A 14,312-nucleotide genomic window follows, 5' to 3' on the forward strand; every position below is an offset into this window, starting at 1 on the left:
GAATCTATTCGATTCAAGCAATTATTAATTATTACGGTAGGTCAATGAATAAACTCAAATCACTATTTGTCGGTATCTTTTCATCTGTAGGCGTGACATTAGTTTCATTTAGCGCTTTATCAGCGGTCGTCATCCCTCCCCCACCTAGCGTTGCGGCAAAAGGCTATATTTTAATCGACCAAAATACCGGCCATGTTATTGCCGAGATGAATGCCGATGCTCAACTTGCGCCGTCAAGTTTAACCAAAATGATGACGAGCTACGTGATAGGCACTGAAATTGAGTTGGGCAACATTAGTGAAACCGACATGGTAACGATTTCAGAAAATGCCTGGGCGAAGAATTTCCCTGACTCTTCCAAAATGTTCATCGAAGTGGGCAAACAAGTCTCAGTGGCAGATTTAAATCGGGGCATTATTATCCAATCAGGCAACGATGCCTGTGTCGCGATGGCAGAGCACATTGCCGGTAGTGAAGGTGCATTTGTTAGCATGATGAATCTTCATGCGCAAAAGCTGGGCATGACCTCAACCAACTTTGTCAACAGTCATGGCTTGCATGATCCAGATCATTATTCCAGCCCTCGTGATATGGCGATATTAGGCAGTGCCCTGATCACGGATGTACCGAACGAATACGCCATTTATAAAGAAAAGGAATTCACCTACAACGACATTAAACAATACAACCGTAACAGCTTGTTGTGGGACAAGAGTATGAATGTTGATGGTATCAAGACGGGCCACACGTCGGAGGCCGGATATAGCTTGGTAACCTCTGCGACCCAAGGTGACATGCGCCTGGTAGCCGTAGTCATGGGTACAGACAGCGAACGGGCGCGCAAGATTGAAAATAAAAAGCTTCTTCGCTACGGCTTCCGTTTTTTCGAGACAGTGACACCGTACAAAGCGGGTGATAGTTTTGCTTCCCACCGAATATATATGGGTGATAAAGAAACTGTAGACTTGGGAATTAACCAAGACACCCCCATAACCATCCCTCGCGGCCAGGTAAAGAACCTAAAAGCCAATTTTGAACTAGACAAGCAACTTGAGGCTCCCATCGCTAAAGGCGAAGTTGTTGGCAAACTTTATTTGCAACTTGAGGGGGAAGATGTGGCTGAATATCCTCTGGTTACGCTACAAGAAGTTCAAGAAGGCGGTTTTATCGATCAGGCTATTGATTATCTTAAACTCCAACTCGGTTTTGAAGGCTGAGAGAGTAAATACGATTTGGTAAAAGAGATGGATACTAAATTTGATGAATTATTAGAATTCCCCTGCTTTCAAACATTTAAAGTAATGGGAGTAGCGCACGAGAGACTGACAGATGACGTTGTTTCGTGTTTACAAAAACATGCACCAGGCGACTACAACCCGACTGTGAAACCTAGCTCAAAAGGAACTTATCACTCGTTGTCGTTAAAAGTGAAGGTGACCAGTAAAGAACATATGGAAACCATTTACACTGAAATTTCCAGCCTCGAACTCGTTAGAGTTGTACTCTAGTGTCAGGTTTACAGGTGCGTTGTTGAATACCGATAAAATCATCATTAGACAACTTGGGAAACAAAACTACCAACCCATACTCAATAAGATGCAAATATTCACCGATACACGGGATGAAACGGTGAAAGACGAAATTTGGTTGGTTGAGCATGAACCTGTTTTTACTCAAGGTCAGGCGGGAAAAGCGGAGCACATATTAGCGCCAGGCGACATTCCCGTTGTTCAGGTTGATCGTGGTGGCCAAGTGACATATCACGGACCAGGTCAGCAAACCATGTATGTCCTGTTAAATATTAAAAGACGGAAACTAGGGGTAAGACATCTAGTCACCGCATTGGAATCCTGTGTTGTCAATGCGCTTAAAGAATACAGCATTGACGCATACCCGAAAGCTGATGCGCCAGGCGTTTATGTAAACGATAAAAAAATCTGTTCTGTTGGACTAAGGATCCGCAAAGGGTGCTCTTTTCATGGCTTGGCATTAAACGTCAATATGGACTTATCACCGTTCCAACGTATTAATCCTTGTGGTTATGCCGGGTTGGAAATGCTAAATTGCGCAGATATAGGCGGGCCTGATACGGTATCAGCCGCTGGCACAACATTGGTTGATCACTTTTGCTCGTTACTGAGTATTGACTGTAAAGAATTTAAAGAAGGTTTTGATGAGTAATTCACGTCCACAAGCGGGTGTAAAACTCCGTGATGATGAAAAAGTTAAGCACATTCCCATTACAATCGTGCCAACTGAAAAAGAGCAGATGTTACGCAAGCCTGAGTGGATAAAAATCAAGCTTCCCAGAACAACTGACAAAATAGATCACATAAAAAAGACGTTACGTAAAAACAACCTCTATTCAGTCTGCGAGGAAGCCAGTTGTCCTAACCTTGCCGAATGCTTCAACCATGGTACAGCAACATTTATGATTTTAGGCGATATCTGCACACGCAGATGTCCTTTTTGCGATGTAGCCCATGGTAAACCTTTGCCACCAAGCGCTGAAGAACCCATAAAGCTTGCAAAAACCATCGCCGAAATGGGACTGAAATACGTGGTAATTACCTCAGTTGATCGTGATGACCTTCGTGATGGTGGTGCTCAACACTTTGTTGATTGTATCAATGCGATCCGCGAACATAGTCCCTCTACAAAAATAGAAGTGCTGGTGCCAGATTTCCGAGGGAGAATGGATAGAGCCCTTGAGATATTTAAACAAGGTGTACCTGATGTTTTCAACCACAACCTAGAAACCATTCCCCGCCTCTATCGCGAATGTCGCCCCGGAGCCAACTATCAATGGTCATTAGATTTACTGAAAAAGTTTAAGGCGCAACATCCTCAGATCCCAACAAAATCCGGTTTGATGATGGGGATGGGCGAAGATAAAGACGAAATTGCCATAGTGCTGGACGATTTGCGCGCTCACGATGTCGACATGCTGACCCTGGGTCAATACTTGCAACCGAGCAAACACCACTACCCTTTGAAACGTTACGTGCACCCAGACGAATTCAATGAGTTGGGAGATTATGCGCACAAAATTGGTTTTACTCACGCGGCTTGCGGACCAATGGTGAGATCAAGTTACCATGCAGACAAACAAGCTGCGGGAATAGAAGTAAAGTAAAAGACAATCAAAGCTCGCAATCGCGGGCTTTTTTTTGGGAGAACTAAGTGTCCACTATAAAAGTTGTATTTATCTGTTTCTTATTTACTTTTCTGTCTAGCGAACTTGCTGCACAAGACGATAATCAATGGCGCACACCTAATTCAAAAGATTTGGTCTATTTGCAAACCGACAAAGGGCTTGTGATCATTGAACTTGCATCCTTTATGGCTCCCAAACATGCGAAGCGCTTTGAAAACTTGGTCAATGAAGGCTTTTACGACGGACTGGATTTTTACCGCGTAATAGACGGCTTTGTCGCTCAGGGCGGCGATATGAGTGGTGAAAAATCCAGTAAATTTAAATCGCCCTTAAAAGCCGAATTTACCCGAAGCGCCCCAGAAAAATCTAACTTCCAGCTTGAACAATCACCAGATTTTATGGCGCCGCAAACTGGTTTTTTGTACGGGTTTCCTGCAGGTCATGATCCAGAAACAAAAGAAGAATGGTTATTACATTGTCCAGGAACCGTGGCAATGGCGCGCAGCTCGGAAAAAGACAGCGCAACCACTGACTTTTATATTGTTGTTGGTCAAGCAACGCGCCATTTAGACCGCAATATGAGCACCTTTGGCAAGGTTATCTTTGGTATGCCGGTAATCCAATCTCTTTCCCGTGCGTCAATCAATGTTGCCAGTGGCGTGATTGAAGACGAATCGTCTCGTTCAAAAATTCTTTGGGCTAAAATGGCAAACAATGTGCCCGGAGAACAAAGAATCAACGTTCAAGTGTTAAAGCAAAACTCAGAAGCTGCGCAAAATCGGTTAAAAAGCGCGCGAAAGCTCGACAATGAATTCTTTCATTTTAAAGGCAATGGCAATTTGGATATGTGCTACTACCAGCTCAAAACGCGCACTTTATAACGTCGATTTTCTTTGTGGTAAAGTGACACGTTAAAACATGCACTACAGCCTTACATAGGTTTCAACAAAATTGTCTAATTCGGACAATGATGAGATGACAAAGAGTGATTTTCCGGTTGAAACCTCGTCTAACTTTTTTCTAAAACTGTGGTTCCAGAATTGGGGACACTTTCTTAACGTTCTATAACTATTCAGCGTCCCTTTAACAATAGAGCTACCTTTTGGCCATCCCTCTGGTGTGACTCCCTTTAATAACCTTTTTGTCACCAACCAGTAACTGGCTACATAGGGCAAGTCTATATAAATTAGGGTGTCAGCAGCGTGCAGGCGTTTATAGAATAGCTCCATTGGGCCAAGGCCATCAATGATCCAGCTTTCTGATGACACAATATTTTGATGCGCTGCATCAACGACTCCTCGTTCAACAAAATCACCATTTTTTTCGTAAACTATTGAATCGAGTTGATGCAAGGTAATACCTGTAGTTCTTGCCAGCTTCTTACTAAGCGTAGATTTTCCGCTTCCAGGTTTTCCAAACACTGCTATTTTTTTCATATTCCCTCCTGTTACTAAAATTGTGCCAAGAGGCAGAAATAGAAAACCCGCCTCTAAGGCGGGTTAAACTATCTATACACGAACAAAAACCCACCATTCCTATGGAATGATGATAATTCGTGCTTTGTTAAGTGAAAGGCAAGTGTTCATGACATTATCTTTTCAGCCAAATCGATTGATGTCAAGAACAGCCATTAAGACATAAAACTATAACCTTATAATAATCCTCAACATGTGGCCAACTCCACGATTTCAAACTTCTAATCTTTCGGCAATTGAATAAATGTAGAGAGACGTCAGCGAAAAATCAGCAGAACTTCAAGTATTACGTTTTCATTTGTTTATCTTTGCTGTTGTTAATCCACTCTTAAAGATAAGCCGTGCTTAGCATGTATTGAACTCAATCTAAGTAGGGCTTAGAGAAAACCAAAGGAAAACTATGATTATCAACGTAATAATTAGAATTTTGATGGCGAGCACTTTGTTAAGTGCTTTCATCAGCTTGACTGTTTCAAGTACAGAGAAAAGTCGTCCCCTCGCGCCGCAAGCTACTGCCGCCGAAGCCGAGCTATCATTTAGGGATATCCCCTTTCTTAACAATGCTTTTATCAATGCAAAACCTTCGGACACTAAAGACGGTCTTGCAGTAGGTGAGTTGGGCATTGATGGTGGTAATAAAAAAATGATTATTAAGTTGGCTGAGGAAATTGCAGATGGTCAGCACGGTAAATTTGATAGTCTACTTATTGCCAATAAGGGCAAGCTCTTATTTGAATCCTATTATTTACGTGGCCGAATTAATCTCCCACATCCTCAAGCGTCAGCAACAAAAGCCTATACTGGCTTAGCTCTTGGCCGAGCCATGCAACTCGGTTATCTAAGCATGGCCGATTTGGACAAGCCGTTGATTACTTTTCTAACGGATCTGGACTCAACAAAGTTTGTAGCAGGCGTCGAAAAAATCACCTTAAACCAAGCGTTAACCATGCGTGGAGGACTGCGCATAAGTGATGATAAATGGACAGAACTTCAGAAAATGCCAACAATATTGCAGGGCCGAGGACAAGTTCAGGCTCTATTTGAGCACAGTGCGCCTGTTACTAAACAATCTCAGAACTTTTCATACGGTAATTTCAATCCAACTTTGGTCATGCAAGTTCTTGAAGCTGTTGTACCGGGAACAGCCAAGGATTTTATTAAAAATGAACTGCTCCACAAAATGGGGATCACCAATTATGGCTGGCGGACTGAGGTAAGTGGCCTACCTACCGCGGGATGGGGTGCTAACATGACCTCTCGCGCAATGCTTAAATTTGGCACTATGGCCAAAAACAAAGGAAAATGGAAAGGAGAACAGTTGATCCCAGAAGCCTTTATGAGCAAATCAATGGATAGGCTCCTCTATACTGGCGATGATGATGTGCACTTCGGCGGTAAAGATGTCTCTAATCAGGGATACGGTTATTACTGGTGGAGTGCAGACATGCACTACAACGATAAACGTTACTTCAGCGCTTCGGCTCAAGGGGGTGGAGGTCAATTGATCGTGATCATAGAGGAACTAGACCTGTTGGTTGTGATAACAGGACATGATAACGATGCCAGTTACCTGCAAACCATCGCCCAAAGAATTTTGCCCGCGTTCGTAAAATAGACGACTAACGAGCGCAAACGACGATTAAATCCATTCAACTCAAGATTAGGATTTAATCGTCTTTCTGTTTACTTGCAAAGTCAGTTTAGCTTTTTTGACTTTCTATCCAACGGTTAATTTTTGCTTCAAGAATCGGCATGGGTAATGCTCCGTCAATCAGCACCTGAGTGTGAAATTTTTTCACATCGAACTTATCACCTAACGCCTCGGCCGCTTTATTCCTAAGCATGCGAATATGACGCTCTCCGGTTTTATATGCCAAAGCCTGGCCGCCAATAGAGATATAACGCTCAACTTCGGCGACAATATCACTTTCCGCCATTGATGAGTTTTCTCTCATAAAATCAATCGCTTGCTCTCTACTCCAGCCAAAAGCATGCAACCCTGTGTCCACTACCAGTCGCATGGCGCGTAATTGTTCATCTGACAAGCGACCATACCACATGTAGGGGTCGGTAAATAATCCAAGCTCCTTACCTAGACTCTCTGCATACAGTGCCCACCCTTCAGCAAACACGGTATAACCGCCAAATTTTCTAAAGCGCGGTAAACCTTCAACTTCTTGTTGAATGGCTATTTGGAAGTGATGACCTGGCGCAGCTTCATGAATACTTAGGGTTTCTAAACCAAACTTGGGCTGGGCTTTTAAATCTCTAGCGTTAATATAAAAGATCCCTGGTCGCGAGCCGTCAGGCGCAGGGGCCATATAACTGGCGCCAGCTGCGGAGGCTTCTCTAAACGGTTCAACGGCTTTCACGACGTAATCGGCTTTAGGGAATACTTCAAACAACATTGGAAGTCTGGCATTAATCTTATCTTTTACATCGGTATAACCGGCAATCAACGCTTCCTTAGAATCGAAGTAAAACTTATCGTCAGTGCGTAAGTACTCAAAAAATGCCTGCAAATCGCCCTCAAATCCGACAGTGCGTTTGACTGCTTTCATTTCCGACAGAATTCTGGCCACTTCGGCTTTACCAAAATCGTGAATTTCTTGCGCAGTTAAAGGTAAAGTAGTATTCGTCTCGATTCGATATTCGTACCACTCTTTGCCTTTGGGAAGAGCTGACAAGCCAACGGAATCACGGGTCTTTGGAATATACTCGTTGATGATAAATTCATGAGCCTTCTTGTAAGCTGGAATGATCACTTGTCGGATAACGGCTGTGTATTCTTTAGTGAGTGTCTGTTTGGTTGGATCATCGATTTCAGAGTTTTCTTCCAATGCTTTCACTGGAGCATAAAAAACACTCTTCGTAACATCATCAACAACATGGGCACTCAGTTGTGGCGCTAACTTCTCTGCAATCGGCTTTGGATGCACCATTCCAATTTTCATGCCTTCACGCATCGCTTCGATGACACTATCCATGTATATCGAAAAACCTACAGCACGTTTCATAAAGTCGCGGTAATCTTTTTCCGTATTAAAAGGTTGAGCACTGCTTCCAGAGCCCAAGATGGCGAAGAAACTATGTGCGCCCCCCATTTGGCTAATAGGAAGCATGTGTGTATTAAACGAAAACCCTTTTATTCCAAGCTCCCGGTCACGTTTAAAAATTTCGTAACTCAATAAATCCTGACCACTCAACAAAGTGCCATCAATTTTATTGATAGCTTCTAGGTATTTTTTTTCAAAAGCTAAGTCGTCAGCCAGATTCTTTTCATTAATCGGATCACTAAATCTGTCATTATAATCGTTCACGCCAACAAAGGTCGCATAGACCGGGCTGCGCTGTATTGATTCATCAAAGTACTTCTCGGTTAATGCCTGTAGTTTTTCTGACTCAGCTTTGATGGCAGCTTCTGTTGCCACTGCAGACGCAGATGAAACTGAAGACGATGATTGCATGTTAGAAGAACATGCTGCCAGACTGAGGCTGACTGCGAGGGCTATGGATGCAAGTTTGATAGAATTTTTACTATTATTTTTCATTGAAATTCCTATGCGAAATGAGCACTTGTGTGTTGTAACAAATCATAACAAAGCCAGACAGATGTATCAGTGACTGAAAGATTCTGTAACAAGTTAATTCGCGCACACTTTAATGATTATCGAGATTCACTTTTGATCAGGTGAAATTGTGTTTGCCTGCCATCCATGTATTGTACTCCTTGGTGATCAAAATAAGCTTCTTCTTCGAGCATAATTCGGATTTCTTTTTGCCATTGGGGAATAAAAGTCGCAGCGTTTAATTCGATGGAATACGCAGTATTATAATGCAACGGATAATCACCTTGAACAGGCACGCCTCCTTGTGCATCCCACATACCTAAGGTCGTTCCTGCAGCGTGCCCATGAAAACCAATTGGATGCGTATAGATTGACGGTTTAATCCCCTGCTTTATCGCTTGCTCCCGAGACATCTTTAACACTTCATTGCCACTACGCCCCTGTTTAAAGTTAGAAGTAAAGATATCCTGCAACGTGTTGGCGTTAGCGAGTGCCTTTTTCAAATACTCTGGCGCATCAGTTTCGCCCGGTTTTAATACGTAAGCATGTTGTTGCTGATCAGAATGTAAACGCAAATAACTCAACCCAAAATCAACATGCAACAAATCACCTGGTCGAATAATTTGATCCGCTTTTGAACCGCTAAAGGCCTTGATATGGTCAAACGCTTGGTCATTTGAGCGTTGAATAGAAACGGTTGGGTGGAACCAATTAAGCAGTTTCTTTTCACGACTTTGCTCTCTTAACCACCACACGACATCATCGGTAGTTGTTTTACCTGGAGTAATCACCTCATTCGAAAATGCTCGCGCAATCAGCGCATGTCCCCACTTAATTAATGACGGATATACAGACATTTCCATCTTTGAGCGCGTTTCTAACCAAGCTACTGCAAGCATCTCAGCTGAAACGACTCGTTTTTTAGTATCATCAGGGAGCACTTGCATAAACTCTTGGTATTCCGTTGCGCTCATCCCGTCTGCAAGGGCAAAGTGCTGTGATTTATTGATACCAATACGTTTAGGATTTTTTTGCTGTATCAGCTCAACAAGTCTTTGCCATTGATTAGGTTGCTTTTCTTTATCCCAACGCTTGCTAAATAAGCTATCGACGTCATAGCGTGCAACGGCCATGCGCTCGATTGGTTTGCCCTCACCAGGATTGAACACTACGAGGATTGTTCGCCTGCGTGCCGACAACCAAGTCGATGGCAACATGGTTTTTAACACAGGATCTTCATTGTATTCTCTGGAAATCAGCACCCACATATCAATGCCTTCCCTTTCCATCAGTGTTGGCAGTATATTTGCCAATCTGTCTTCTAGCATTTTATCTATCATCGCAGAACGTTCTCGCATCGGCAGAACATCGGCATGGGTCACAACTGGATACATCAGAGAAGCTAACACTAGTAAGGTGAATTTATTCATGCATGACTCTTGTTAAGAATTTTTTACATCTTTTCTGAATTTCGTTTGAAATACAAGCAGTTGATTTTAACAATGGCACAGCCGTTATAGTGCTTTAGTCGATTAAACAGGCTAAACTTCTGGCGTTAATATTTTTGAAGCAGATTATGAAAAAACAAATTTATGTGGCATACACTGGTGGAACAATAGGTATGCGTCCGTCCTCTCATGGTTATGTTCCTGTGTCTGGATTTCTGTCACAAACCTTGGCCAATATGCCTGAATTTCACCGCGATGAAATGCCCAATTTCGACATTCATGAGTATGACAGCCTGATAGACTCGTCAGACATGAGCCCAAATGACTGGCAACAAATCGCAGACGACATTCAAAGCCATTATCACCAATACGACGGATTTATAATCTTGCATGGCACTGACACCATGGCCTACACAGCTTCAGCCTTGTCTTTTATGTTAGAGGACCTGACTAAACCTGTTATTGTAACTGGATCACAAATACCGTTAGCAGAGCTTCGTTCTGATGGACAAGTAAACTTGCTAAATGCGCTGTTTATTGCCGCAAACTACCCTATTGCCGAAGTGTCTTTATATTTTAACAACCGATTGTTTAGAGGAAACCGCAGTCGAAAAGTCGACGCTGACGGTTTTGATGCATTTGGCTCACCAAACTTTCCAGCACTACTGCAAGCAGGAATTAATATTGAATTGCTTGCAGGAAAAATCCAACAAAACCGCAGTACAACACTATCAGTTAGCAAGATGAGTTCTCAACCCATTGGCGTAGTGACGCTTTATCCAGGGATCAGTGCCGAAGTTATACGTAACACCTTGCAACAACCGGTAAAGGCATTGATCCTCCTTAGTTACGGTGTAGGCAACGCACCACAAAATCCAGAATTATTGGCACAACTTGAACAGGCGCAGCAAAATGACATTATTGTGCTCAACTGTACACAGTGCGTTAGCGGAAAAGTGAACATGAGTGGCTATGCAAATGGTCATGTTCTGCGTGAAGTTGGTGTTGTATCAGGTAGCGACATGACGCCAGAAGCAGCGTTGGCCAAACTGCATTATTTACTTAGCAAAAATTTGCCAGTTAAAGAAATTAAACGCCTGCTTGTCACCAACTTGCGCGGTGAATTGAGCTAATGCTTTAGTGTGAAACGGGTTATTTCACACTAAAGTGAGATTTTAGCCTTTCTAACAATGGTTTTTCTTCGGCCAATACTTTTCCATGCTGAATCCATCTTAGTAATAAGTCCTCTGACGTTAAATCCCTCCCCCCATCAAACTTATCGCCCAATCGTTGTAACTGTATTTCTTGACGACGTGCCAGTTCTTCTTTCGGACTTTCCTGATCAGCAGTTATATCCAGAAGAATGTTCAAGTCTGCTCTTGATTCTTCAGGTGGTTTACATTGATTAAAAGCATTTCTCCAATGTTTAGGAAGCTCACGAAGCTGTTCATCTGTCCAATCTGATTGCACGGAGTGCTCTAGAACACTAAATACCCGAGCCATGTCATCCTGGTGACTTTGATTTATGAATAGTTGTCTTTTCAGTGCAATGTCTTGTTCGACTCTTTTTACATTTTTTAAAAATGATTTCACAATGCCTTGTTCGAAGCTTTCCTCGTCAGCGATTAGGTTAGAGAGAAGTTCAGCAGTTTCATCCACATCACTCAATCGTGAAGCGATATTTAATTTATCAATACATTGGTTAAGGGCATTTTCGAATTGCGCTTTTTGTAAGTTGATCTGCGCTTTCGTTTGCTCTTGCATCGTTTGGCGCTTTGAGAACAATGTATCATTCAATTTGCGAAACTCACTCCACAAACGCTTTTCTGCCTTATCCCCTGCGTAGGGAATTGCTTTCCAGGACTTTTGCAATTTTTTAGCTTGCTCAGAAGCCTCAACACTATCTTGCGCTTCTATGAGACTGGCAAGCCTCTTAATTAGGGCTTGTTTAGCTTCAGCGTTGCGTTTATAAAACGCAGACACTTTATCTCTGAGAGGTTGGAGAGATGTTCTATATTTTTGATTAAATTCTTCAACTACTTTGTAGTCTATTTTGCCAACACGTTTCCAACTTTTTTGTACGTCGTTATAGATGTTTGAAAGCTGCTCGTCATCAATATTGTCAACGTCCAACGTTTGCAATTTTTCAATAATCACCAATTTGGCTTTAGCATTGTTATCCCGTTGTTTTTCTTGTTCTGCAAAATACTCTCGACAGGGAGCAAAGGCTTTTTCTATAGCTTGGTCAAACGCCAGATTTAGAGCAGTGTCAGCTTCGCTTTCGATATTACCTAAACTATTCCATTGATGGCGCAAACGTTTAACTTCCTTTGCTTGCTGCTCAATCGACAGGTTTTGGCCGGGCAATTGCTCAACTTCATCTAATAGTGCCGGCTTTCTGGGTTGCGCAATATAAGCTTGCCAGTCCTTTAGGTTTTCGACTTGCTCAGACACTTTGGAAAAAGAACGGGATAATGACGACTGGCTTTTATCAGGTAACAATTCGAAAAGCACTCGGGTTTTACTGAACAAACCAATAGCCGCTTTGTATTTTCCCTGTTGAACCATGCCTTCTATCGCTTTCAACTTACTACGACATTTTGCTTCATTTTGTTTCAACGTAGCTTGCAAACCTTCAATGGCACTATTCCATTCATTAACTAAGTCAGACCATTGGCGCTGTAATTCTCCAGGCCAATTGGCGGCAAACGGAGTTTTTAGTTCTTTCCAAAGACTCTTTTGCTCTTTCAAATAGTCTTTTGACGCCTCTATCTGGCTAAAGTCATTGGGTTTAGTGAGATCACGCAATTGCAAATACAATGATTGAGCAGACGACAAATTCTGCTGAAATTCTGGAAGCTTGGATAAGGTTGACCGGCATAAAATCGTTCTACTGCTGCTACGTTCAATTCTTTTATGAATATTGTCAAATTCGCCGCCAATTTCTTTGTTGACTAACTCTGCGCGAAGACTATCTAGATCATTTTGTAAGGATTGTAGTGTGTTTTCGAATTTCTCAACATCACCAAGCGTAATACTGCTGATATCCGCTGCAAAAGCTTTGTTAACGCTTTTAATGCAAGTATCGATAGACTCTTCGATACAAGATAATTTATCTTCGATTTCGATGCGTTCTTTATCTGTTTGCCATTGAGGCAATAATCGTTCAATTTGTCGGTTTACTTGGTTAACAATCTGCTCAAAACGCTCCTGCAAATTCAATTTAATTTCAGCTCGCAAGCAGTCAAATTCTGTACTGATTTGTTCATATACTTGGACATGTTGAGCCATAGATACTCGAATAGATTCTAAATCATTATGATCTTTTAATGCCAATAATTGAGAGAGAACCAAGCGAGCACGTTTTTCAACATCGATGGGTTTCGTTTTTGCCTGTTCAATCGCCTCAAGCTTCAGCCTGGCCTGCTCTTTTATGGAGGCAAAACGTGTTTTTTTAAGTATTTTATTGAGTAGATTTTGGTCTTCGATTTTTGCCAACAATTGCTGTTGAACGGTTTCAGATTCTGAATTCAACAACACCTGTTTGGTTAGGTGAATCTTGCCTATTTTATCCAACACATTAAGCAGTAACCCTGATTCATCATTCAGCAACCAATTAAGTTTCAGCGTCTTTTCTAAAAGAGGTATGCTTTTGCACTCCTTTATAAATTGCTTGCGCTCAGTGTCAGAAATATCCAACTCTCCGCTATCAAATAGTGCCGCTTCAACCATAGATTGAGCCTTTTTCCTGACTCGTTCCGTTTTGGCGATCTCAGCGGTTTTGCACCATAGGGCAAAGCTATTTAGTTTGGTCAATGCTGCCAAGTTGACATTAGCATCCTCGTCATTAAAGGCTAATTCATGTAAACGCGTCTTTTGCTCAGCTTGTTCTGGCGAGAGGCTCTCAATTGCGTTCAATCTTACTTGCGGATTCGGATCCTGAAATTTTGGCTTAAATAAATTTTTAAAAATCATCTTGTTTAAACCGCGCTATGCTGTCTTGTGGGGCAAATTCATTCTTGAGTTGTTGTCGGCTTTTATGGTTGATTTCACCGTTCTCGTTTAACATCATGTGTTGATCAGCTTTAAGTACCTTGGTTTGGTACATCATCACTGCTTGCATACTGTTTTCCCGTTGACTTTCAGTCAATAGATTTCCATCTGGCCACTTGCCTGTCTCGACGGCCTGCAAAAGTCTCTGATAAGTCTCTTCCGTCATTGCCATGACCATTGCGTCTACATTCATCAGTCTGCTCGTTTTATAAAAATTAAACGGATGCGGTTTACCACGTACCAGACAAAGCCAAGCACTGAGCAGGCGATGGCTAAGGTATGCTGAAGATCCCCTGGCTGCGCCCCTCCCCAATACATAAATCCAAAACCAGAAACAAACATCAACATAGCTAACATCGATTGATTTTGAATACTGTGTTGCTGTTTAAATTTATTCAAACTCTTTTTACGCAACAGATCTTCCGCCGAAGCATCTCCTACAGCAAAACCACAGTGCGAGCAGGTCTTGGCTTTGTCGGAAATTTTCTTATTACATGAAGGGCAATTAGTTAATGCCATATTCATACTCCCAAAAAACGATTTAAGGCTGTTTCACCGGCCTTGTTACAACAGAAAACGCGGACTAGCCGCGTTTTTTAATACTTGAAAA

At 42.2% G+C, this 14,312-nt stretch carries 13 protein-coding genes; 7 read left to right on the top strand and 6 right to left on the bottom strand.

Annotation, left to right across the window (positions count from 1 at the left end):
• Positions 1–44 precede the first annotated feature (44 nt).
• The 5 genes from FM019_RS06110 to FM019_RS06130 are packed head-to-tail and all read left to right on the top strand — an operon-like array spanning position 45 to position 4,038.
• Positions 45–1,217: a serine hydrolase gene (locus tag FM019_RS06110; RefSeq protein ID WP_143835043.1), complete on the top strand. Its 1,173-nt coding sequence runs from the start codon at positions 45–47 to the stop codon at positions 1,215–1,217.
• 27 nt (positions 1,218–1,244) lie between these two features.
• On the top strand, positions 1,245–1,508 hold the full coding sequence (gene ybeD, locus FM019_RS06115; protein WP_143835044.1) for a DUF493 family protein YbeD: 264 nt from the start codon (positions 1,245–1,247) through the stop codon (positions 1,506–1,508).
• 22 nt (positions 1,509–1,530) lie between these two features.
• Entirely contained in the window at positions 1,531–2,181 is a 651-nt protein-coding gene (gene lipB, locus FM019_RS06120) for a lipoyl(octanoyl) transferase LipB (RefSeq protein WP_185969209.1), read from the top strand.
• Complete coding sequence (lipA, locus tag FM019_RS06125; RefSeq protein ID WP_143835046.1) at positions 2,174–3,136, top strand: lipoyl synthase; 963 nt, start codon at positions 2,174–2,176, stop codon at positions 3,134–3,136. Before lipB ends, lipA begins: the two co-directional genes overlap by 8 nt.
• Positions 3,137–3,183: 47 nt before the next feature.
• Positions 3,184–4,038 carry a peptidylprolyl isomerase gene (locus tag FM019_RS06130; protein ID WP_260681550.1) on the top strand — a complete coding sequence of 285 codons (855 nt, stop codon included), beginning with the start codon at positions 3,184–3,186 and terminating at the stop codon, positions 4,036–4,038.
• A gap of 42 nt (positions 4,039–4,080) precedes the next feature.
• On the opposite strand, the gene FM019_RS06135 is transcribed toward FM019_RS06130, so the two are convergent.
• Complete coding sequence (locus FM019_RS06135; RefSeq protein ID WP_143835047.1) at positions 4,081–4,593, bottom strand: adenylate kinase; 513 nt, start codon at positions 4,591–4,593, stop codon at positions 4,081–4,083.
• Between the two features lie 439 nt (positions 4,594–5,032).
• Between FM019_RS06135 and FM019_RS06140 the strand changes: the two genes are divergently transcribed.
• Entirely contained in the window at positions 5,033–6,247 is a 1,215-nt protein-coding gene (locus tag FM019_RS06140) for a serine hydrolase (protein ID WP_143835048.1), read from the top strand.
• An 85-nt stretch (positions 6,248–6,332) separates the two neighbouring features.
• Here FM019_RS06140 and FM019_RS06145 read toward each other — a convergent pair whose 3' ends face one another.
• Positions 6,333–8,183 carry a DUF885 domain-containing protein gene (locus FM019_RS06145; protein ID WP_143835049.1) on the bottom strand — a complete coding sequence of 617 codons (1,851 nt, stop codon included), beginning with the start codon at positions 8,181–8,183 and terminating at the stop codon, positions 6,333–6,335.
• Between the two features lie 116 nt (positions 8,184–8,299).
• Positions 8,300–9,631, bottom strand: coding sequence for a M24 family metallopeptidase (locus FM019_RS06150; RefSeq protein ID WP_143835050.1), 1,332 nt, complete (start codon positions 9,629–9,631; stop codon positions 8,300–8,302).
• 146 nt (positions 9,632–9,777) lie between these two features.
• Here FM019_RS06150 and ansA point away from each other — a divergent pair, with 146 nt between their 5' ends.
• Positions 9,778–10,782 (top strand): asparaginase, encoded by a 1,005-nt coding sequence (gene ansA / locus FM019_RS06155; protein WP_143835051.1) that lies wholly within the window; start codon positions 9,778–9,780, stop codon positions 10,780–10,782.
• 19 nt (positions 10,783–10,801) lie between these two features.
• Here the strand turns inward: ansA and FM019_RS06160 are convergent, their stop codons facing one another.
• Genes FM019_RS06160 through FM019_RS06170 form a run of 3 tightly spaced genes read right to left on the bottom strand, consistent with a single transcriptional unit; the run spans position 10,802 to position 14,221 of the window.
• Positions 10,802–13,624 (bottom strand): DUF349 domain-containing protein, encoded by a 2,823-nt coding sequence (locus FM019_RS06160; RefSeq protein ID WP_143835052.1) that lies wholly within the window; start codon positions 13,622–13,624, stop codon positions 10,802–10,804.
• Complete coding sequence (locus tag FM019_RS06165) at positions 13,614–13,895, bottom strand: YeaC family protein (protein WP_143835053.1); 282 nt, start codon at positions 13,893–13,895, stop codon at positions 13,614–13,616. Before FM019_RS06165 ends, FM019_RS06160 begins: the two co-directional genes overlap by 11 nt.
• A complete protein-coding gene (locus tag FM019_RS06170) occupies positions 13,895–14,221 on the bottom strand; it encodes a zinc-ribbon domain-containing protein (protein WP_143835054.1) in 327 nt (108 codons plus the stop codon). Before FM019_RS06170 ends, FM019_RS06165 begins: the two co-directional genes overlap by 1 nt.
• Positions 14,222–14,312 lie beyond the last annotated feature (91 nt).

The sequence above is a fragment of the Aliiglaciecola sp. M165 genome (assembly GCF_007197995.1).
Lineage (GTDB): Bacteria > Pseudomonadota > Gammaproteobacteria > Enterobacterales > Alteromonadaceae > Aliiglaciecola.

Coding starts and splice junctions, on each gene's coding strand:
- FM019_RS06170 (WP_143835054.1), bottom strand. CDS start 14,221: ATGGCATTAACTAATTGCCCTTCATGTAATAAGAAAATTTCCGACAAA.
- FM019_RS06110 (WP_143835043.1), top strand. CDS start 45: ATGAATAAACTCAAATCACTATTTGTCGGTATCTTTTCATCTGTAGGC.
- ybeD (WP_143835044.1), top strand. CDS start 1,245: ATGGATACTAAATTTGATGAATTATTAGAATTCCCCTGCTTTCAAACA.
- FM019_RS06165 (WP_143835053.1), bottom strand. CDS start 13,895: ATGAATGTAGACGCAATGGTCATGGCAATGACGGAAGAGACTTATCAG.
- FM019_RS06135 (WP_143835047.1), bottom strand. CDS start 4,593: ATGAAAAAAATAGCAGTGTTTGGAAAACCTGGAAGCGGAAAATCTACG.
- FM019_RS06150 (WP_143835050.1), bottom strand. CDS start 9,631: ATGAATAAATTCACCTTACTAGTGTTAGCTTCTCTGATGTATCCAGTT.
- lipA (WP_143835046.1), top strand. CDS start 2,174: ATGAGTAATTCACGTCCACAAGCGGGTGTAAAACTCCGTGATGATGAA.
- FM019_RS06160 (WP_143835052.1), bottom strand. CDS start 13,624: ATGATTTTTAAAAATTTATTTAAGCCAAAATTTCAGGATCCGAATCCG.
- ansA (WP_143835051.1), top strand. CDS start 9,778: ATGAAAAAACAAATTTATGTGGCATACACTGGTGGAACAATAGGTATG.
- FM019_RS06140 (WP_143835048.1), top strand. CDS start 5,033: ATGATTATCAACGTAATAATTAGAATTTTGATGGCGAGCACTTTGTTA.
- FM019_RS06145 (WP_143835049.1), bottom strand. CDS start 8,183: ATGAAAAATAATAGTAAAAATTCTATCAAACTTGCATCCATAGCCCTC.